At 67.9% G+C, this 20,614-nt stretch carries 18 protein-coding genes and 1 riboswitch; of the genes, 10 read left to right on the top strand and 8 right to left on the bottom strand.

Going from position 1 to position 20,614, the window contains the following annotated elements; translation table 11 throughout:
- Nucleotides 1–14 precede the first annotated feature (14 nt).
- Genes F3087_RS43510 through F3087_RS43470 form a run of 9 tightly spaced genes read left to right on the top strand, consistent with a single transcriptional unit; the run spans nt 15 to nt 9,161 of the window.
- The gene (locus F3087_RS43510; protein ID WP_150408058.1) at nt 15–869 is read left to right on the top strand and encodes an MlaE family ABC transporter permease; all 855 of its coding nucleotides are present in this window, start codon (nt 15–17) and stop codon (nt 867–869) included.
- A gap of 1 nt (nt 870) precedes the next feature.
- Nucleotides 871–1,734, top strand: coding sequence for an ABC transporter permease (locus F3087_RS43505; RefSeq protein WP_150408057.1), 864 nt, complete (start codon nt 871–873; stop codon nt 1,732–1,734).
- Nucleotides 1,735–1,742: 8 nt separating this feature from the next.
- A complete protein-coding gene (locus F3087_RS43500) occupies nt 1,743–3,107 on the top strand; it encodes an MlaD family protein (RefSeq protein WP_150408056.1) in 1,365 nt (454 codons plus the stop codon).
- A 2-nt stretch (nt 3,108–3,109) separates the two neighbouring features.
- Nucleotides 3,110–4,132: an MlaD family protein gene (locus F3087_RS43495; RefSeq protein WP_150408055.1), complete on the top strand. Its 1,023-nt coding sequence runs from the start codon at nt 3,110–3,112 to the stop codon at nt 4,130–4,132.
- Nucleotides 4,132–5,154 carry an MCE family protein gene (locus F3087_RS43490; protein WP_150408054.1) on the top strand — a complete coding sequence of 341 codons (1,023 nt, stop codon included), beginning with the start codon at nt 4,132–4,134 and terminating at the stop codon, nt 5,152–5,154. Before F3087_RS43495 ends, F3087_RS43490 begins: the two co-directional genes overlap by 1 nt.
- Nucleotides 5,154–6,254, top strand: coding sequence for an MCE family protein (locus tag F3087_RS43485; protein ID WP_150408053.1), 1,101 nt, complete (start codon nt 5,154–5,156; stop codon nt 6,252–6,254). Before F3087_RS43490 ends, F3087_RS43485 begins: the two co-directional genes overlap by 1 nt.
- Nucleotides 6,251–7,333: an MCE family protein gene (locus F3087_RS43480; protein WP_150408052.1), complete on the top strand. Its 1,083-nt coding sequence runs from the start codon at nt 6,251–6,253 to the stop codon at nt 7,331–7,333. The genes F3087_RS43485 and F3087_RS43480 overlap by 4 nt, the downstream gene beginning before the upstream one ends.
- Nucleotides 7,330–8,508 (top strand): MCE family protein, encoded by a 1,179-nt coding sequence (locus tag F3087_RS43475; protein ID WP_150408051.1) that lies wholly within the window; start codon nt 7,330–7,332, stop codon nt 8,506–8,508. The genes F3087_RS43480 and F3087_RS43475 overlap by 4 nt, the downstream gene beginning before the upstream one ends.
- Nucleotides 8,509–8,519: 11 nt before the next feature.
- Entirely contained in the window at nt 8,520–9,161 is a 642-nt protein-coding gene (locus tag F3087_RS43470; RefSeq protein WP_223885796.1) for a hypothetical protein, read from the top strand.
- On the opposite strand, the gene F3087_RS43465 is transcribed toward F3087_RS43470, so the two are convergent.
- The 3 genes from F3087_RS43465 to F3087_RS43455 form a co-directional block, all read right to left on the bottom strand.
- Nucleotides 9,162–10,406 (bottom strand): TetR/AcrR family transcriptional regulator, encoded by a 1,245-nt coding sequence (locus F3087_RS43465; protein WP_150408050.1) that lies wholly within the window; start codon nt 10,404–10,406, stop codon nt 9,162–9,164.
- Nucleotides 10,407–10,595: 189 nt separating this feature from the next.
- Nucleotides 10,596–11,840, bottom strand: coding sequence for a TetR/AcrR family transcriptional regulator (locus F3087_RS43460; protein WP_150408049.1), 1,245 nt, complete (start codon nt 11,838–11,840; stop codon nt 10,596–10,598).
- A 209-nt stretch (nt 11,841–12,049) separates the two neighbouring features.
- Nucleotides 12,050–13,390, bottom strand: coding sequence for a cytochrome P450 (locus F3087_RS43455; protein ID WP_150408048.1), 1,341 nt, complete (start codon nt 13,388–13,390; stop codon nt 12,050–12,052).
- 131 nt (nt 13,391–13,521) lie between these two features.
- Nucleotides 13,522–13,691: riboswitch (M-box (ykoK) riboswitch) on the top strand.
- Nucleotides 13,692–13,948: 257 nt separating this feature from the next.
- On the opposite strand from F3087_RS43455, the gene F3087_RS46350 reads away from it, so the two are divergent.
- A complete protein-coding gene (locus tag F3087_RS46350; RefSeq protein ID WP_191094437.1) occupies nt 13,949–14,125 on the top strand; it encodes a hypothetical protein in 177 nt (58 codons plus the stop codon).
- 1 nt (nt 14,126) lies between these two features.
- Here F3087_RS46350 and F3087_RS43450 read toward each other — a convergent pair whose 3' ends face one another.
- Genes F3087_RS43450 through F3087_RS43430 form a run of 5 tightly spaced genes read right to left on the bottom strand, consistent with a single transcriptional unit; the run spans nt 14,127 to nt 20,609 of the window.
- Nucleotides 14,127–16,079: an acetoacetate--CoA ligase gene (locus F3087_RS43450; RefSeq protein ID WP_150408047.1), complete on the bottom strand. Its 1,953-nt coding sequence runs from the start codon at nt 16,077–16,079 to the stop codon at nt 14,127–14,129.
- A gap of 30 nt (nt 16,080–16,109) precedes the next feature.
- Nucleotides 16,110–16,922: an HpcH/HpaI aldolase/citrate lyase family protein gene (locus tag F3087_RS43445; RefSeq protein WP_150408046.1), complete on the bottom strand. Its 813-nt coding sequence runs from the start codon at nt 16,920–16,922 to the stop codon at nt 16,110–16,112.
- Nucleotides 16,919–17,419: a MaoC family dehydratase gene (locus tag F3087_RS43440; protein WP_150408045.1), complete on the bottom strand. Its 501-nt coding sequence runs from the start codon at nt 17,417–17,419 to the stop codon at nt 16,919–16,921. The genes F3087_RS43445 and F3087_RS43440 overlap by 4 nt, the downstream gene beginning before the upstream one ends.
- On the bottom strand, nt 17,416–18,576 hold the full coding sequence (locus F3087_RS43435; RefSeq protein WP_150408044.1) for an acyl-CoA dehydrogenase family protein: 1,161 nt from the start codon (nt 18,574–18,576) through the stop codon (nt 17,416–17,418). Before F3087_RS43435 ends, F3087_RS43440 begins: the two co-directional genes overlap by 4 nt.
- Nucleotides 18,573–20,609: an acetyl/propionyl/methylcrotonyl-CoA carboxylase subunit alpha gene (locus F3087_RS43430; protein WP_150408043.1), complete on the bottom strand. Its 2,037-nt coding sequence runs from the start codon at nt 20,607–20,609 to the stop codon at nt 18,573–18,575. The genes F3087_RS43435 and F3087_RS43430 overlap by 4 nt, the downstream gene beginning before the upstream one ends.
- Between the last annotated feature and the right edge of the window lie 5 nt (nt 20,610–20,614).

The following is a 20,614-nucleotide window of genomic DNA, read 5'->3' as shown; positions in this document are numbered from 1 at the left end:
AGAGGCAGGAACGAGTGACCACCACCGAGCGACCGCCGGAGCGGACCGATCTGGAGCGGGCCGTCGACGACCTCCGGGGTCTGTGGCAGCGGCACCCGCAGCGGTCGCTGGAGACGCTGGGCAGGCAGGTGAAGCTGGGCCGCGACGCCGTGCTGGAGATGCTGCGCGCGATCCTCACCCGCCGGTTCCCGTTCCAGGAATTCATCAAGCAGTGCGCGTTCATGGCCAGCGTCTCCGCCGCGCCGACGGTGTTCGTCGCGATCCCGGTGGCGGTGGTGGTCTCGATTCAGTTGGGCGCGTTGGTGAGTCAGGTCGGCGCGACCACCTTCATCGGCGCGGTCAGCGGCCTCGGCATCATCCGCCAGGGCGCGCCGCTGGTCACCTCGCTGATGATCGCCGGCGCGGTCGGCTCGGCCATCTGCGCCGACCTCGGCTCGCGCACGATCAGGGAGGAGATCGACGCCATGATGGTGATGGGCGTCGATCCGATCCGCAGGCTGGTCGCGCCGCGGCTGGCGGCCGCGGTGCTGGTGAGCATGCTGCTGTGCGGCTTCGTGGTGTTCGTCGGCTTCGCCACCGGCTATCTGTTCAATGTCTATGCGCAGGGCGGCACTTCGGGCACGTTCATCAGCACGTTCGCCTCGTTCGCCGTCGCGAACGACCTGATCGTCGCGCTGCTGAAGGCCGCGATCTTCGGTGCGCTCACCGCGATCATCGCCTGCGACATCGGCCTGCACACCAAGGGCGGGCCCGGCGGCGTGGCGAATTCGGTGAACGCGGCGGTGGTCAATTCGGCGCTGATGCTGTTCGCCACCAACATCATCATCACGCAGGTCTACAACACGCTGTTCCCGGCGAAGGTGCTCTGACATGGGCTCGCGCTATACGCCACCGGCATTGCAGCCGTTCAAGGTCGTCGGCGGCGCGATCCGCGGGCCGGTGCGGGCCAATCAGCGGCTCGGTCATCAGGCCATCACCTTCGTCGCGGCGGTCGTGGCAATACCGTTCGTGCTCAAGCACTATCGCAAGGAAGTGCTACGGCTGACCGCTGATGTGGGCTGGGGCAACGGGTCGCTGATCGTCGGCGGCGGCACCGTCGGCGTGGTGGTCATCCTGTGCGGATTCGGCGGGATCACCGTCGGCATGGAGTCCTACACCGCGCTGAACCTGCTCACGATGAACCCGCTGACCGGGGCGATCTCGGGATTCGCCACCACGCGCGAGATCGGCCCGATCCTGGCGACTTTGGCGTTCGCCATCCAGGCGGGCTGCCGATTCACCGCGCAGCTCGGCGCGATGCGGATCTCCGAGGAGATCGACGCGCTGGAATCCATTGCCATCCGGCCGCTTCCGTACCTGATCACGACCAGGATGATCGCCGCGACGCTGACCATCGTCCCGCTCTACAGCGTCGGTCTCGCGGTCGCGTACCTGATGACCAAGCTGTCGGTGCTGTTCCTCGGCGGCACCTCCGCGGGCACCTATGACCACTACTTCTTCCAATTCCTCAACGGCGCCGACGTTTTCTACTCGGTGCTCAAAGTGGTGGTGTTCGTGATGATTTCGACGTTCTTGCAGTGCTACTACGGCTACGTCGCGACCGGCGGGCCGGAAGGGGTCGGGCAGGCGGCGGGGCGCGCGATCAAGATGGTGATCGTCGTCATGGTGTTCGCGAATCTGTTTCTCACGCTGGCGATCTGGGGCATCGATCCCGGCTTCCGGATCTCGGGATAGGGGGCGCGATGATCATCGATCCCAGTGGCCGCGGGCCGAGCGCGCGTCAGCTCTCGCTGGCCGGCATCGCGCTCACCACGGTGCTGTTGCTGTTGTTGTTCCTGCTCGGGCTGCGCTATACCGGTCGTTTCGAGGACAAAGTAGGCGTGGTCGCCCTGCTCACCAGCACCGGCGACGGGCTGCCCGAACACGCCGACGTGAAGTTCCGCGGCATGATCGTCGGCTCGGTGGCCGACGTGGAGGTGGTCGCCAAGGGCGAGCGCCAGCGCGCTGAGATCGACCTGAAACCGGCTGTCGCGGCGATGATTCCGGCGGCGGTGACGGCCAGGGTCATCCCGAACAACATCTTCGGCGTGACCGCGATCGAACTCGTCGACAACGGGCACACCACCCAGACGCTGCGCGCCGGTGCGGAAATCCCCGAGGACACCAGCGAGGGCACCGTTCAGTTGCAGACCACGCTCAGCGTGCTGCGCGACGTGCTCGACCACATCCAGCCGGAGAAGCTGGGCCGGGTGCTCGCGACGCTGGCCGACGCGCTCGACCCGTCCGTGCGCGTGCCCGGGTCCACCATCGAGCGCTTGGATCTCTGGCTCACTCAGATGCATGCCATTCCGGGGATCGGCGACCTGCTGGGCAATCTCGGTCGCGCCGCAACGGCATTGAGCGTGTCCGCGCCCGATCTGGTCGGGGTGCTGTCGGAGTCGGTGACCACCGCCCGCACGCTCACCGAACGCCGGGACCAGCTGGTCGCGCTGCTGACCAACGCGAGTGGGGCGGTCGACTCGGTGAATTCACTGTTCGCCCGCAATCCCGACGCAGGCAAGGAAGTGGTCTCCGGCCTCGGCGAACTCTTCGGCAGCTTGGCCGAGGATCCGCAGGCATTGCAGCAGACCGCGGCCAATCTCAATGTCTCGCTACAGAAGTTGCGCTCGGTGTTCGGCTTCGGCCCGAGCCGCCAGATGATCTGGAAGATGGACGTGTCCTTCACCCCGTTCCAGCAGTACACGGCCGCGGACTGCCCACGTTACGGGAGCATGGCCGGGCCGCGCTGTGGTGGCTCGTCGGTTCCGGAAACCGCACCACCACAAGAATTCCCGGCTCAGATGACGCCGAAGTGGTTGGAGTCGGCGGGACCCGCGCCGGTCGTGCCCACACTGCCTGCCATTCCGGGTATTCCGATGATTCCCGGCCTCACCGCACCGGCCGCCGCTAAAGACCCGGCACCGAACACGGTAGAGCCCAACGGTTTACGTGGCCCGGAGGCGGTAGCGGCGATCGTCGGCGGCAGGCCGACCGCCGCGCAATATCTGCTGTTGTCGCCGTTGCTGGCCGGCGGCTCGGTCGCCCCGGCGGACAAGGGCGGTCGCTGATCATGAAATCGAGAAGGGCACTGCTCGGCTTCAGCCTGTTCGCCGTCGTCGCGATCGTGCTGACCTACACGATCTGGTCCACCTTGCAGCGCTCGGTCACCGGCGACACCGACTCCTACTCCGCCACCTTCTCCGACGTCCTCGGCCTGCGGGTCGGCGACGACATCCGGATGGCCGGCGTCCGGGTCGGCCGGGTGGACGCGATCGACTTCGACGGCGACTACCGTGCGCGCATCGAGTTCCGGATCCAGCGCAGGCAGCACCTCACGACCACCACCAAGGCGCTGGTGCGTTACCAGAACCTGATCGGGCAGCGCTATATCGCGCTCGTCCCCGGCACCGGCGATGGACAGGTGCTCGCGGCCGGTTCGGCGATACCGCTCGAGCGCACCGAGCCCTCGTTCGACGTGTCCGCGCTGCTGTCCGGGTTCGAGCCGCTGTTCAGTGTGCTGCAACCGGATCAGATCAACTCGCTGTCGGAGACCCTGATCCAGGCCCTACAGGGCAACAATGTCTCGCTCAGCGCGTTGATCACCCAGGCCGCCGAGCTGGCGGGGACGTTCGGGCAGCGCGACAAGATTCTCGGCGACGTGATCAGCAACCTGAGCAGCGTCATCGCCGGACTGGCGCATCGCAGCGGCGACCTGGAAACGCTGATCACCCAGGCACGTTCGCTGGTCGAGTCGCTCTATGCGCAGGGTGAGTCGTTGAAGGGTTCGGTCGATCAGGTGGCCACTTCGACCGACTCGCTGGCCCGGCTGATCGGCCAGGTGAAGCCGAATATCGCGCGGGCACAGAACGATGCGACGAGCGGGGTGGCGCTGCTGCTGCTCAACGGGGCGTCGCTGGATCAGGCGGCCGTCGAGCTGCCGAGTCTGCTCAACGGCATCGCCCGGTTCACCAGTTATGGCGCCTACGGCAATGCCTACATCTGCCGACTGGATGTCTCGCTGTGGGGCGTGCTGCTGCCACCCGGGCTGTTCTCGCAGGTCGGCGGCAATTCGCAATCGGAGGTGTGCCGGTGATGACACGAGCGCGGTCCCTGTTCGGCCGGGTCCGATTGCCGCGGAACAGGCTGCTGTGGCTGGGTCTGCTGGCGGCGGGTTCGGTGGTGCTGCTGCTGGTCGGGTCCAGCGCCTTGTCGCAGGCTCGGTTGGGGGACAAGACGATTCAGGCGGAGTTCGCCCAGGCGGCCGGGCTGCGCGCAGGTGCGTCGGTGGATGTGTCGGGTATCGAGGTGGGGACGGTGCGCGCGGTGCGGCTGGACGGCGCGAAAGTCGTTGTCGACCTGCGGGTTCGCCGGGATCTGCGGCTCGGCCCGGACACGCATGCGGCGATCAAGATGACCACCATTCTCGGCAAGCTGCACGTCGAGTTGGTGCCCGGCAACGGAAAAGGGTTGCCGGACAGCCGGATCGTGCTGGCGAACACCTCGGTGCCGTACAACCTCGGCAAGGTCATCCAGGATCCGGTGTACAAGTCGTCGTTCGAGCGCATCGAGCGGATCGATCCGGCCAAGCTGCGCCAGTCGCTGGATCTGCTCAGCCGGCAGATGGGTGACTCGCCGCAGCTCACCGTCGAGGCGCTGAACAGCGTCGGCGCGCTGGCCAAGGTGATCAACGATCGTCGCGACGAGGTCGACGTGCTGTTGAAGAGCATGGATCAGGTCTCGCAGCTGGTGTCGGACAATCGCAACAGCGTGTTGCTGCTGCTGACCCGCGGCGAGGCGATCGGCAACGCGGTCGCGCAGCGCCAGACCATGCTGAAGTCGTTGCTGGACAACGTCGCCGAGCTGTCCCGGCTGCTGCAGCAGATGGGCCTGGAGAACAACGATCAGCTCGGGCCGATGATCCAGAGCCTGAACACCATGTCCGAGGGCCTGGAGAAGAACAAGGACAACCTCGACTCGCTCTACGAAATCATGCCGGTGGCCCTGCGGCAGTTCAACAACGCGCTCGGCAACGGCCCCTACGGCGACGTGTGGGCGCCGTGGATCTTCCCGGACAACTGGCTGTGTTTCGCCGGTGCGGTACAGGGGTGCAACTGATGAAAATAGGTACTTTCTGGAAAACCGCGGTGCTGTGCTGGGCCGCGGCGACGGCCTCCGGCTGCTCGCTGCTGCCGGACAGCCTCAGCACGCTGCCGGAGGAATACCTCGGCGAACACCTGCGGATCAGCGCCGATTTCGAGAACGTGGCCGGCCTGTACGCGGGCAACGACGTCGCGATCCTCGGCGTCCCGGTGGGCAAGGTCGACACGGTGACCGCCAGGGGCAGCTATGTCGAGGTGACTATGTCCATCGACAAGAACGTCAAGGTGCCCGCCGGCGCGGTCGCCGCGCTGGTGTCGCCGCAGCTGATCACCAACCGGCACGTCGAGCTCGCGCCCGCCTACGAGGGCAACGGACCCGTGCTGGCAGACGGCGCGCACATCCCGCTCGAACACACCCGCACTCCGGTCGAACTCGACCGCATCCTGGACAATTTCGATCAGCTCGGCCGGGCGTTGAAGGGCGACAACGAGACCGGGCCGATGGCCAGCCGGGTGCTGTTCCCGCTGCTCGACGGCAACGGCGACAAGCTGCGCGAAACGCTCGACGCGATGTCCTCGGCGTTCGAGGTGAGCCTGGCCAACGGCGACCAGATCTCCAACACCATCGTGAAACTCAACGAGATCACCCAGATCATCGCCGAAAACGACCAGACCGTACGCGATTTCAGCGGCCGGCTCACCGAAATGGTGCAGCTGATGGGGGATCAGGCACCCGGGTTGCAGGCTGTGCTGACGCAGCTCAACGACTTCGTCACCAACACCTCCACCGTGGTCGGCACCAACCGTGAGCAATTACTGGGTGCGCTGACCAGATTCACCACGCTCACCGGTCAGATGCGGGCCAACGCGCGATCGGTCACCGAAATCGCCGACGTCACACCGCTGTTCTTCCAGAACCTCGCCAACGCGACCAGCCGCGAACATCAGGCGCTGCGCCTGCACGGCCTGCTGGACAAGTCGGTCCTCGACGGCGAGGCGCTGTCGGTGTTCTGCGAACGGGTGCAGATGCGCCTGGACGGCTGCCGGACCGGCAAGATCCAGGACTTCGGGCCCGACTTCGGCCTGACCGCCGCACTGCTCGGACTGACCAAATGAGGACGAGAGCGCTCGCCACGCTGGCCATCGCGGCGGCCGTCGGCGCGAGCTCCGGCTGCGCCGTGACGGTGGACAACGTCCCGCTGCCCAAACCGGGGATCGGCGGACCCGGCTACACGCTGCACGCGGTGTTCAAGGACGCGCTCAACCTGCCGGCGAACGCGCACGTCAAGATCGGCGGCACCGACGTCGGCACGGTCTCCGCGATCAGCACCACCGACTTCCTCGCCGACGTGGAAATGCAGATCCGCCAAGACATTCAGCTGCCCCGCGGCACCACCGCCGAACTGCGCCAGGCGACCCCGCTCGGCGATATGTTCGTCGCGATGACCCTGCCCGCCAAGCAGGACAGCGCCGAACTGCTGCGCCCGGGCGACACCATCGCGCCCGACCACACCGCGACCGGTGCGTCGGTGGAGCAGCTCATGATGTCGGTCTCGTTGCTGCTCAACGGAGGCGGCCTCAACCAGGCGGCGCGGATCACCTCGGAGATGAACTCGATGTTCGGCGGGCGCGCACCGGAGCTGTCGCATCTGATCACCGAGATGACCGACGTGCTCGCCGCACTCAACCAGCGCACGGCCGATGTGGACGGAGTGCTGTCCGGGCTGAATACCCTCACCGGCGAATTGGCCAGGCGCAAAGCCGAATTGGGCGCGGCGGCGGACACCTTCCCGCCGCTGATCGGCCTGGTGGCCGAAAACAACAAGGCCATCGCCGATCTCATCGCCAAGGTCTCGGTGACCATGGCCGCGCTCGGCGATTTCACCGACACCACCGGCCCGGATTTCCTGAGCCTGTTCGACAGCATCCAGCGGTTGATGTCCGGATTCGCCCAGATGGGTGACGATCTCGCCGGGGCGTTGGACGGGCTGCACGCCATCTACCCGTCGATCTCGGCCAGTCTCGATGGCCCGGTGCTCGCGGTCGCGGCCACCGTGTCCTACCTCAGTGTCGGCGCGCTGACCGACCCGAAGGGCAGCAGGCCACCCGAAATCGGTGACGTACCAGCCTTTATCGGCAGCCTGGCGCAGGTCATCGAAAAGGTCATCGGCCGGCTGCAGGGCGGTGTCCGATGAATCCGCCGCTGTGGCAATGGCTGGTCCGGCACCGGATCGCGGTGGCCAATATCGGCCTGATCGTGGTGCTCGTGCTCGGGGTGTCCTATCTCGGCGCCAACGTGCTCCGGATCAATCTGCTGCCGAGCACGTACACGGTGCGGGTGGAGCTGGCGAATTCCGGTGGCCTGGCGGCGAACAACGACGTCACGTTCCGCGGCACCCGGGTCGGCCGGGTGCACGAGGTGCGGATATCCGGCGACGGCGTCGCGGCGATCGCCGAAATCGACAAGGCGGCACGGATTCCGGTGGGCGGCACGGTCGCCGTCGGCCGGCTCTCCGCGGCGGGGGAGCAGTATCTCGACTTCCGGCCGGACGTGAACAGCGGGCCGTTCCTCGGCGACGGCGCGGTGATCGAGCGGGCCCGGACGACGGCGCCGGTGACGGTGCAGTCGGTGCTCGGCAGCATGAGCGGCTTGATCGGCGGCATGAATCCGGCACGCCTCAATGTGATCGTCGACGAACTCGACAAGGCCCTCGCGGGCGGGCCGGATCGGTTGCGCAACATGATCTCCGGCATCAGCCGGGCCATGGCCGGGCTGACCGATCTGCTGCCGCAGACCAGGCAGCTCATCGAGAACCTCGAGGTGATCGCCGATACGACAGCGCACGCGCAACCGGACCTGACCACCCTGACCTCCGGTTCCAGCGCCCTGTTCCAGCAGTTGACCGCCGCGGACCAGGAGGTGCGCAAGTTCCTCGACCTCGGGCCCGGTCAGCTGGCCACGCTCGGCGGCATCGTGCGCGACACCGAGGATCCGATGACCAACCTGGTCACCAACTTCGTCGCGATCACCAAGGCCGCCAAGCTGCGGGCACCGGCCATCGCGGCGCTGTTCCCCGCGCTGCGCACGGGTTCGGCGGCGATCGGCGTTCCGGCGCACGACAACGCCTATCACACCCTGGTCGACCCGTGGCCGCGCCCGAGCTGCGACTACGACACCATGCCCGTGGTGCCGACCACGAAGACCGTGGACACCAGGGTGCGGCTCTACAACTACTGCGTCACCAGCAATCCGGCGCTACAGGTTCGCGGTTCGGCGAACGCGCCCCGGCCGAATGTGCCGGACAACGGATCCGGCCCGCCGCCCGGCGTCACCGGCAATGAGCTGTCCCGACCGGCACCTGGCAGATAGGAGCACATCCGATGAACGACAACGGCGAGATCGCCGCACCACCCGAGGACTCGACACCGGTGGGGTCCAGCAATGTTGTGGCCGAGCAAGTTTCAGCAGAGGCAGAGCCGTCTCCGGCCGCGCGCAAACGGCTCCGGTTGGTCCCGGGCCGCACCGGGCGACTTGCCCTGCAAGCGGCCGCTGCCGTACTCCTCTGTGCCGCAGTCGCTTCGACCGTCTTCTTCTACCTCCAGAACAAAGGCAACAAGGCCACCATCGACGCCAACGCGGACGCGCGCGCCGCCGCCTGCAAGTACGCGCCGATCCTGGCCGACTACGACGCGAAGAAGCTCGACGACTACTTCGCCGCCGTGCTCGACGGCGCGACCGGCGACTGGAAGAAGCAATTCGACAGCACCAGTAAGGAACTGCGCGAGGTGCTCACTCAGGGCGAGGTGGTGTCGAAGGTCAACGATGTGCAGTGCGCGATCAAGACCGGCGACGAGAGCTCGGCCGAGGCCATCGTGGTGATCGGCCAGACCATCACCAGCATGCGCACCCAGGGCAAGCCCGCGCCCGGCCAGCTGTCCATGGTGATGCGGCTGGCGAAGGTCGGCGACCGCTGGCTGGTGAACAAGGTGAACTCGCCGCTGGCCCCGCCGGCGCAGCCGTAACTACCCGCCGCCGGGACCGAACAGGACGACCCGCATCAGGTGAATCACCCGCTGCCGCGAGCACACCGGGTCGTCGGAGCCGAAGCGCTGCCCCAGATCGACGACCAGGGCCAGTGCCGCGTGCACCAGCAGCCTGGCGTCGGCGGCGGACAGCTCGGGCCGGACGCCGACCAGCAGCTTGGCCCACTCTTCGACGTTGAGCCGCTGGATGTTTCGCAGCACCGTCCGATCGTCGGCGGGCACATTGCTGATCTCGGCGTAGTAGACGAAGGTCAGCTCGCGCTCGGCGAACGACCCGGCGACATACAACTCGATCAGTGTCGTCAGCGCCTGCTCCGGCCCGTCCGCCGCCGCGACCGCCGGACCGATCGCGGCCGAAACCCGGTCCGCGGCACGGCGGAACGCGGCCGCGAGGATATCGCCCTTGCTGCGATAGAAGCGGTACACCGCCGACGACGCGGGCAACCCGGCCGCGGTGGCGATGTCCTCGACGCTCACATTCGGATAGCCGCGCTCATGGAACAGCTCGATCGCCCGCGCCAGCAGCAGCTCGTGCTTGAAGGTCAACGGGATCTCCGTTGCCACAAGGGGTTCGGCGGGTGCGGCCGAAGGGGGCAGGGTGTAGCCGGCGACCGCACGGCACGCGGTGCCGAGCAGAGTTGTCAACGCCCGCAACGGGATCGACACGTGGTGATCGCCGATGCTGCTGAGCACGCTGAGTATCGCGGCGGACAGCACGGCCCGATCCGCCTTGTCCAGCTCCGGCCTGGTCTCGGCGAGCAGCGTCATGAGCACCGAAGTCACCTGTGCCAGTTGGCCATCCAGGATCGCGGCATCGGCGTCCTCGAGATAGCGGCGTTGCCAGCGCAACAGCGCGGCACTGCGCCGATTGGCGATCGAGGACGCGATCAGCGCATCGATCACCTGCCCGAGTCGTTCCTCGGCCGGCAGCGCGCGGGCCGAGTCCGGCAGGCGCACGGCCGCTTCGCTGAGCCCGCCGAGCCGCAGGGTCTCCTCGCGGAACAGCGCGTACTTGCTCGGATAGTGCCGGTAGAGCGCGGCCGAGCTGATGTCGAGCCGGGACGCGATGTCCTCCATGCTCACACCGTGGTAGCCGAGCGACCCGAACGCCTCCGCGGAGGCGGCCGCGATCTGCGCCCGACGATCGCGCGGCCGCCGCCGGACCACCCGCGCGGCGGATCCGTCGGACGCCTTGTCCGCGGCGCGGCTTTCCTGGGCACCCATGCCGCGATGGTAGCCGAATCGGACGCTCGGCAACGGGGCCTTGATCGGTTGGAATCAAACTGAATGGAAGATCACAACTAGGGGTATGATTTGGTCCGCTACCTCAATATCTATCAGTTCAAAGATATGGAATATCGCGTAACATAAACGACCGGTCGGTACCCCGGTCTCGCCAGCTTGCCCGGGTGTCTAAACGGCGGCTGGACGCCCGAAAAGGACCACCTGCATCAGCAGGCGCACCCGCTCCTGCGCCGCCATCGGCTGGTTGTCGAACGCGCGGCCCAGATCCACCACCAACGCGAACGCGGCGTGGATGAGGAAACGCGCCTCGGCCGGGGAAAGTTCCGGCCGCACCTCGCGCAGCAGCCGCGCCCACTCTTCGACGCTGAGCCGCTGGATGTTCCGCAGCACCGTGCGTTCCTCCGCCGGAACATGCTGGAACTCGGTGAAATACACGTAGGTCAGCGCGCGCTCGGCGAACGACCCCACGACGTACTGGTCGATCAGCGTGGTCAGGGCCCCCTCCGGGCTGGCCGCGGTCGCGACCGCCGGGCCGACCGCGCCCGAAACCCGTTCCGCCGCACGGCGAAACGCCGCGGCCAGCAGATCGCTCTTGCCGCGATAGAACCGATACACCGCCGACGCGGCGGAAAGCCCTGCGGCGGTGGCGATGTCCTCCACGCTGACATTCGGGTACCCGCGCTCGTGGAACAACTCCACCGCCTTGCGCAGCAGCAGCTCGTGTTTGAACGAGTCGGGGATCTCGACCACCTGGAGCGGCTCGGTGGGCCGCTCGGCCGGCAGTTCCGTGCCGATAATCGGCTGGCAGGCCGAACTCAACAGCCGGGCAAGGGATTTCGCCGGCAGCGTGGCGTGATGGTCGGCGATGCTGGTGATGGTGCTCAGCAGCGCCATGCGCAGCACGCGAATATCGTCCTCGGTCAGCTCCGGCCGCAGCACGGCAAGCTGGTCGCCGAGCGCGCCGAGCACGGCGAACTGCTGATCGTTCAGCGTGGTCAGGTCGTCGGGCTCGAGGTAGCGACCTTCCCAGCGCACCAGCGTGACCGTCGGCCGGTTCTCGATGGTGACCGCGATGAGGGCATCCAGCACATGGCGCAGCCGCCGCTCGGGCGACCACGCGGCGGCCTCCGCCGGCAGCTCGACCGCCTCGGTCATGGCCCGGCCGACCCGCAGCAATTCCTCCCGGAACAGCGCGTACTTGCTCGGATAGTGGCGGTACAGCGCGGCCGAGCTGATGCCGAGACCGGTGGCGATGTCCTCCATGCTGACACCGTGATAGCCGAGCGCGCCGAACGCCGCGGCCGAGGCGGCGGCGATCTGGGCCCGTCGATTCTTCGGCCTGCGCCGGATCTCCCGGGGTGCCGAGTCGCCGGTGCTCGCCTTCCGCGCCGTACGGCGATTGTCGACACTCATGCGGACATCGTACTTATCCGAGCAGGTGGGACGGGCTACGGCTCGGTACGGGGCGGCCGCCGGAGCGGCCGGGTGCCCCAGGTCACCCGGAATCGGGGGCGGTACCTGCCGGAAGGCGGCGGCCGTCGCCCCGACCCGTAGGCACGGGTCGGCGCAGGTGAGTGCCGACACAGCCGATCGGCCACGGCCGGGCCGAGCGCAGTTCCCGATCAGTCGCGTGGCGTGATGACCAGCCGGGCCTTGCGTTCGGGGACCGTGGTGATGTTGCGGGTCTTGCCGCGTTCCGGCTCCGCGTCCTCTGGTCGCGAAAGCGAATGGCGCACAAGGATTTCCCGCAGCACCGCAGTGCCCTCCATCAGCGAGAAACCCGCGCCGATGCAGCGCCGGACCCCACCGCCGAAGGGCAGCCAGGTATTCGGGGCCACCTCGCCGGAGAGGAACCGGTCCGGCCGGAAGGCGGCGAGGTCGGGATAGTTGTCGGGGCTGCGGTGTGCCAGCAGGATCGAGGTGTTCACCACCGTGCCCGCGGGCAGTCGGCGGCCGCCGACGGTCAGATCCCTGGTCAGTTTTCGGTTGGTGCCGTTGATGATGACGTGCAGCCGCATCGCCTCCTTCATCACGGCCTCCAGGTATTTGTCGTCGCCGGTGCGCGCGGCGGTGACGGCGGCCTCCTGGATGTCGGGATGCGTCGCGATCTCATACAGCGCCCAGGACAGCGCGGACGCGGTGGTCTCGTGCCCCGCGAGCAGCAGCGTGATGAGCTGGTCGCGCAGCTCGGCGTCGGTGAGCGGCGGGTCGTGATCGTCGCCGGTGCCCGCGTGCAGCAGCCGGGACAGTACATCGGTGCGTTCGGCCAGGTCCGGCGCGCGCCGCCGCGCGGCGATCTCGGCGTAGAGCAGGGCGTCGACCGCATGCATGTTCTCCGCGAATCGTTTCCACGGCCCGATCCGGCGGAGCAAGGGCGACTTGATCCCGAGGAACACCAGCGGGTTCAAATGGACGATCCGCCGCAGTCGCGGCGCGAGTTCGGCGCGGGTCTGTTTGTCGGAGACGCCGAACACCACCTGGACGATCACCTCGAGCGTGAGCGCGTTCATCCGGTCGAGCGTGATCAGCGTGGAACCCGGTGTCCAGCGGTCGATTTCGGCGACGGCGATCTCGGCGACCAGGGCGCGATAGTCGCGCAGTGCGGAACCGTTGAAGGCGGGCATCAGCAGCCGTCTGGCGCGCGCGTGCTCGTCCTCGTCGGTGAGCAGCAGCGAGTGCTGGCCCATCACGACGCCGAGGATCTGGTTGCCTTCGCCCGCGTGCAGGTCACGCGGGTTGCCGGCGAAGATCTCCTTGATGTGCTCCGGGCGGGAGAACACCACGGAGTGGTCGGCGACCGGCGGGATGCGCAGCGTGAAGACGTCGCCGTACCGGCGTGCGATGGCGGGCACGAAGCGCTGCCGATCGAGCTGGAAAAGGATGCTCTGCACGAAGGCGGGCAGCCGCGACCCCGGCGGATACGCGGTGGTCTCGTCACGCTCTCGGACGTCCTGTGCGGCCACGGTGCCACCTTCGTTGAGTATGAGACGAACCTGTTTCATACACGCTAGGAGATCTACGCCGCACGGTCTATAACGCGACAGGTAATCAACCGCACTTGACGCGACGGCGGCGAACGGCCATCCTGGGTCGGTCAGCACCTCGCTAGGCGAGGCTCCTGCGCGAACACAGGCCACTGATCCGACGACGTCGAGAGACGCCCAGGATCAGGACAGATCGCTTCGGATTAAGGGGCGATCCCAGGTGGCTTCCCGACCAGGGATACGTCGTGCAGTGCCGAAGCTCTGACGAGAGGGGTGCCCGCCCGGCCGTTTTCCCGGCGTTCCCCTGCCTTGCGTGGTCCGGCAACGATATTCAGCGACGCGTGCGTCTCGGCGGCAGGGAGGTGAGGGATGTGAAGTCAGGCGATAGTCCGTATCCGAGTACGGATTCGACCCCCCACTCGCTCCCGGCCCACCACCGCCGTGTGATCGACTGAACCCGAAGCCTTTTCGATTCGGGCGTTCGGTCGTGCCCGAAAACGGTTGTGGTGGTGGGCCTTTCTCCCGAAGGAGTCCATCATGACGTTCGCATTCGCCCGTGAGCTACCGGTGTGGCCGGCGCTGGTCCACTCTGCTCGCCGCACGCTGGCTCGGTACCGCCTCACCCCCGAAGAACAGCGCAATCTGGCCGAGGCGCGTGCCGCCAGGGCAGCCATTTTCACGGCCGCCCTGGGCGGGCATTCCTACTACCGGTGACCTACGCGCCGCCGCCGTTGGGGCGCTGCGTGGCGTACCAGTCGAGCAGGTCCGGGTTGTCGACCGCGCTGCGTTCGACCACCCGGGCCGCGTCCGCGCCCTGGAACAGCTTCTTGATCGGCACCTCGAGCTTCTTGCCGGTGCGGGTGTGCGGGATGCCGGGCGCGAGCAGGATCTCGTCCGGGACGTGGCGCGGGGAAACCTCGGTGCGGATGGTGCTGTTGATCCGGGTCTTCAGGTCGTCGGTGAGTTCGGCGCCGGGCGCGAGCACGACGAACAGCGGCATCCAATATCCGCCGTCCGGCTGTTCGGCGCCGATGACCAGGGCCTCGGCGATCTCGGGGAGACGTTCGACGGACTGGTAGATGTCGGCGCTGCCCATCCGGATGCCGTGCCGGTTGAGCGTGGAGTCCGAACGGCCGTGCACGACGATGGAGTTGCGGTCGGTGATGGTGATCCAGTCACCGTGCCGCCACACGCCGGGATACATGTCGAAATAGGCGTCGTGGTAACGCTTTCCGTCGGCGTCGTGCCAGAAACGCACCGGCATGGACGGCATCGGCTTGGTGAGCACGAGCTCGCCGACCTCGTCCCGGACCGGTTGCCCGGTGCCGTCGAAGGACTCCAGCGCGGCGCCGAGGAAGCGGACCGACAGCTCGCCCGGCCAGGCCGGGACCGTGCGCGCGCCGCCCATGAAGGCCGACACCACGTCGGTGCCGCCGCTGAGCGAGTTGACCTGGACATGGTCACCGGTGTTCTCGCCCAGCCACAGTGCCGACGAGGTGGGCAGCGACGCGCCGGTGATGCCTACGGTGCGCAGCGCGGACAGGTCGTGCTCGGTGCGCGGCACGGCGCCCGCCTTCATGCAGGCCAGCACGTACCCGGGGCTGGTGCCGAGCACGGTGGTCTTGGTCTCGGCGGCGATGCGCCACAACGCATCCGGGGCCGGGTAGGTCGGGCTGCCGTCGTAACAGACGATGGTCGCGCCGGTCAGCAGGCCGGAGACCTGGAAGTTCCACATCATCCAGCTCGGGCTGGTGTACCAGAAGAAGGTGTCGGCGGGTCCGATATCGGATTGCAGCGCAACGGCTTTGAGGTGCTCCAGCAGCACGCCGCCGTGGCCGTGCACGATGCCCTTGGGCAGCCCGGTGGTGCCGGAGGAGAACACGATCCACAGCGGATGATCGAAATCGACCGGCTCCGTGGTGATCACGGCGGGCGCGGCCTCGTCGTTGGTGATCGCCTCGGTCCAGGCGGTCGCGTCCGAGACCTCGAGGCCGAGCTGGGAGACCGCGATCGTGCCGCGCAGCGTGCTCAGTCCGGCTTGCAGCGCGGCGATGTCGTCCCGCTTGTCGTGCGCCTTGCCGCCGAATCGGTAGCCGTCCACGGTGATCAGCACGGTGGGTTCGAGCTGACCGAGCCGGTCCAGTGCGGCCTTGGCCGAGTAGTCCTGCCCGCAGGCGCTCCAGACCGCGCCGATGCTGGCCGTCGCGAGCAACGCGACGACCGTCTCCGGGATGTTGGGCAGATAGCCGGCGATCCGATCGCCCGCCTGCACGCCCATCGCACGCAGGGTGCGGGCCAATGCCGCGGTGTCGTCGATCAATTCGGCCCAGGACACCTCGCGCGGCGGTGCGTCCTCGGTGACCCCGATGATCGCGGGCCGGTCGCTGCGGAACTGGCGGATGAGCTGATCGACGTAGTTCAGCCGCGTGCCCGGGAACCATTGCGCGCCCGGCATTTCGGCGTCGGCCAGCACCTCGCCGGCGACCTCGCCGAGCTCGAAGTAGTCCCAGACCGCGTGCCAGAATTCGGGGAGCTCATCGACCGACCACTGCCACAGCGTGTGGTAGTCGGGCGCGACGAGGCCGGTGCGTCCCTCGACGAACTTCGCGAAGTCGGTGATCCTGGCGTCGGCGATATCCTGCTCGGTCGGCACCCACTGTGGTTGCACCGCGTTCCTCCTGGCTGTTCGAACTGGTGGTCAGGCGCGCTCGGCGCGCCGCACGATCTGCTCGGCATGTCGCAGGACGGGGGCGTCGACCATGCGGCCCTCGAAGGCGAACACACCACGATGCTTGGGTACCTCGTCGAGTACCCTTCGGGCCCAGTCTATTTCGGTCTCCGACGGCGCGTAGGCCGCGCGGATGACCGCCACCTGGCTGGGATGGATGGCCACCTTGCCGTCGAATCCGACGGCGACCGCGTCCAGTGCTTCGGCCCGCAGGCCGTCGAGATCGCGGATATCGAGGTACACCGAGTCGAGCGCGAACTTCCCGTACGCCTTGGCCGCGAGCAGCGAGGTGGACCGAACATGCCGCGCCACATCGCGATAGCTGCCGTCGGCATGCCTGCTCGACTGCCCGCCGAGCCCGGCGACGAGGTCTTCGGCACCCCACATCACGCCGATCGCGTTGCCTGCGGTCATCGAATCGCCGACCGTGATCGCGCCGAGCGGGGATTCGATCAACGCGAGCACCTCGTACTCGGCCAGCGCCGTGATCTGTTCGGCCGATTCACATTTCGGCAGCATGACGCGCCGATAGCGGGTGTCGGCCAGCGCGGCCAGATCGAGAGCGTGCTCGTCGGTACCGGCCGCGTTGACCCGGACGAACGTGGTCTCGGGATCCAGCGGCGTCTCGACGAGCGCCTTGCGCGCGGCGGCCTTGTCGCCGGCGGCGACGCCGTCCTCCAGGTCGAGGATCACCACATCCGCTGCGGCGGCGGCCTTTTCGTAGCGTTCCGGCCGATCCGCCGGGCAGAACAACCACGCGGGCCCCGGCATCGTCCAGGTCATGACTGGCCGGACTCGGGACGCAGGCGGATCATCGCGTTGCGCACCGCGACCGCGACGACGGCGCCGTGCTGATTGCGCGCGGTGTGCCGGAAGGTGACGATGCCCTCGCCGGGCCTGCTCTTCGACACCCGCTTGTCCAGCACCTCGGTCTCGGCGTAGACGGTGTCCCCGTGGAACAGCGGCGCGGGGAACTTCACCTCGGAGAAGCCGAGATTGGCGACGGTGGTGCCCTGGGTCAGGTGCGCCACCGCGAGGCCGACCATGGTGCCGAGGGTGAACAGCGAATTGACCAGGCGCTGATGGAACGGCTCCTGGGCCTCGCTGTAGGCCGCATCGATGTGCAGCCCCTGCGGATTCATGGTCAGCGTGCTGAACAGCACGTTGTCGGTCTCGGTCATGGTGCGGCCCGGCCGGTGCTCGTACAGCACGCCGGTCTCGAGCTCCTCGAACCACATGCCGGTCTGCACGACCCGGCGCAAGCTGTTGGTGTCGGTCATAGCCCGAGCTCCCGTCCGATCAGCATCAACTGCACCTCCGTTGTGCCCTCGCCGATTTCGAGGATCTTGCTGTCCCGGTAGTGCCGGGCCACCGGGTATTCGTTCATGAAGCCATAGCCGCCGAAGATCTGGGTGGCGTCGCGGGAGTTGTCCATGGCCGCCTCGCTGGCCACCAGCTTGGCGATGGACGCCTGCTTCTTGAACGGCTTGCCGGCCAGCATCAGCGCTGCGGCGTCATAGTAGGCGGTGCGGGCCGTGTGCGCCCGCGCCTCCATCCGGCCGATCTTGAACGCGATGGCCTGATTGCGGCCGATGACCTGGCCGAATGCCTCGCGCTCCTTGGCGTAGCGCACGCTCTCGTCGACGCAGCCCTGCGCGGCGCCGACCGCGAGCGCCGCGATGGCGATCCGGCCCTCGTCCAGGATGCGCAGGAAGTTGGCGTAGCCGCGGCCGCGCTCGCCGAGCAGATTCTCCTCGGGCACCCGGACGTCGGTGAAGCTGAGCGGGTGGGTGTCCGAGGCGTTCCAGCCGACCTTGTTGTAGGCGGGTTCGGCGACGAAACCGGGGGTGTCGGTGGGCACCAGGATGGTGGAGATCTCCTTCTTGCCGCCCGCCTGACCGGTCACCGCCGTCACCGTCACCAGCGTGGTGATGTCGGTGCCGGAGTTGGTGATGAACTGCTTGCTGCCGTTGATCACCCAGTCACCGCTGTCGGCGATCGCGGTGGTCTTGGTCCCGCCCGCGTCGCTGCCCGCGCCGGGTTCGGTGAGCCCGAACGCGGCCAGCGAACGCCCGCTGGTCAACTGCGGCAACCATTCTTGCTTCTGCTTGTCGTTGCCGTAGCGGTAGATCGGCATCGCGCCGAGCGAGACGCCGGCCTCCAGCGTGATGGCCACGCTCTGGTCGATCTTGCCGAGTTCTTCCAGGGCCAGGCACAGCGCGAAGTAGTCGCCGCCCATGCCGCCGTACTCCTCGGGGAACGGCAGGCCGAACAGGCCCATGTCGGCCATGCCGGCGACCACCTCGTACGGGAAGGTGTGCTTCGCGTCGTGTTCGGCGGCGACCGGCGCGACCACCGTCCGCGCGAAATCGCGCACGGTCATGGCGAGGTCGCGGTACTCCTGCGGCAGTGCGCCGGTGGACAGGAAGTCGGTCATGCTGGGTTTCCTTCTCGCTCGGCGGTATTCGAGTCTTCGGCGGGTGCCGCGACGATGCGGGCCAGTACTTGATCGAGGCGCACCTGGGTGCCGGGCGTCACGAGTATCTCCACGGTTCCGGCGATCGGCGCGGTGAGCGAGTGCTCCATCTTCATCGCCTCCACGATGACCACCGGGGCGCCCGCGGCGACCTGGGTGCCGGTGTCGGCCTGCACGGCGATCACCGAACCCGGCATGGGGCTTTTGATTTCGGCGTCGCCGACGTGTTCGGCGGCGCCACGCACGCTCGCCTCGGCGACCTCGCGCAGCATGGCGATGCCGGTGGGCCCGGCGAGCCACAGCTGGCCGTCGGATTCGGCGATCCGGTACTCGCGCCGGATGCCGTCCAGGATCAAGGTCAGCAGATTGCCGGCGAAAGTCGCTGTGACCGAGGTCGATTCGCCTTCGGCGATGCGCGCGGTCGCGGCGGCGGGGGTGCCGGTCAGGTACACGTGCTCGGTCCGGTCGCCGCCGGTCAGCCGGATCGAGGTGGGCGCGGCGTTGCCGATGCGCCAGCCGGACGGGACGTGCCAGGGATCGCTCGGCGTCGCCGGCCAGCGCCGCAGCCAGCGGTAGGTGGCGGCGGCCAGGAACAGCTCGTCGTGCACGGGGGCGGGGTGGAAGTCTGCGACCCGGCGGTCGAGCAGCCCGGTATCCAGGTGTCCCGCCGCGACATTCGGGTCGGCGAGCAGGAAGCGCAGGAACTCGATGTTGCTGGTCGCGCCGAGCAGCACGGTATCGGCCAGTGCCCGATCGAGTTTCGCGATCGCGGCGGTCCGGTCCGCGCCGTGGGTGATGACCTTGGACAGCATCGGGTCGTAGTCGCTGCCGACCACCGTGCCGACGCGCAGGCCCGAATCCACCCGGATGCCAACGCCTTCGGGCTCCACGAGATCGAGCACCGTGCCGCCGGTGGGCAGGAACCCGCGACCGGGATCCTCGGCATAGACCCGGGCCTCGATGGCGTGGCCGATCATCCGGATCTCGTCCTGCTCGACCGCGAGCTTCTGCCCGGCCGCGACCCGGACCTGGCATTCCACCAGGTCGACGCCGGTGACCAGCTCGGTGACCGGGTGTTCGACCTGTAGTCGGGTGTTCATCTCCATGAAGAAGAACTCGTCCGGCCGGTCGGCGGAGACGATGAACTCGACCGTGCCCGCGCCGACGTAGTCGACGCTGCGCGCGGTGTTGCAGGCGGCGGCGCCGATCCGGGCCCGGGTCGCGGCGTCGAGCAGCGGGGACGGGGCTTCCTCGATCACCTTCTGGTGCCTGCGTTGCAGGCTGCATTCGCGTTCGCCGAGATGCAGCACGTTGCCGAACTGGTCGGCGAGCACCTGCACCTCGATGTGCCGCGGGCGGGTGACGAAGCGTTCCAGGAACAGGGTGTCGTCGCCGAACGCGGACGCGGCTTCGCGGCGCGCGCTGAGCAGGGCCTCCGGCAGCTGCGCCGGATCCTCGACCAGCCGCATGCCCTTGCCGCCACCGCCGGCGGAGGGCTTGACCAGCACCGGGTAGCCGACCTCGCGCGCGGCCTCGATCAGGTCGGCGTCGGTCAGTCCGGGCCGGGCGATACCGGGCACGACGGGGACATTGAAGGCGGCGACGGTGTTCTTCGCCGCGATCTTGTCGCCCATGACCTCGATCGCGCGGGCGGGCGGGCCGAGGAAGACGATGTTCGCGTCCGCGAGCGCCGCGGCGAAAGCGGCGTTCTCGGAGAGGAATCCGTATCCGGGGTGCACCGCTTGAGCTCCGGTGCGCACCGCGGCGTCCACGACTTTGTCGATGGCGAGGTAACTTTCGCGCGCGGGTGCCGGACCGAGGCGCACCGCCGTGTCGGCCTCGTGCACATGCCTGGCGTCGGCGTCGGCATCGCTGTAGACCGCGACCGAGCGAATGCCCATGGCGCGCAACGTGCGAATGACCCGCACCGCGATCTCGCCGCGGTTGGCCACGAGGACGGTGTCGAACCCGACGGGATGAGATTTGTTCAGCATCGCAC

The organism is Nocardia colli (assembly GCF_008704205.1).
Classification (GTDB): Bacteria; Actinomycetota; Actinomycetes; order Mycobacteriales; family Mycobacteriaceae; genus Nocardia; species Nocardia colli.
The sequence above is the reverse complement of the archived record's forward strand: the minus strand, read 5'-3'. Positions and strand labels throughout refer to the sequence as shown.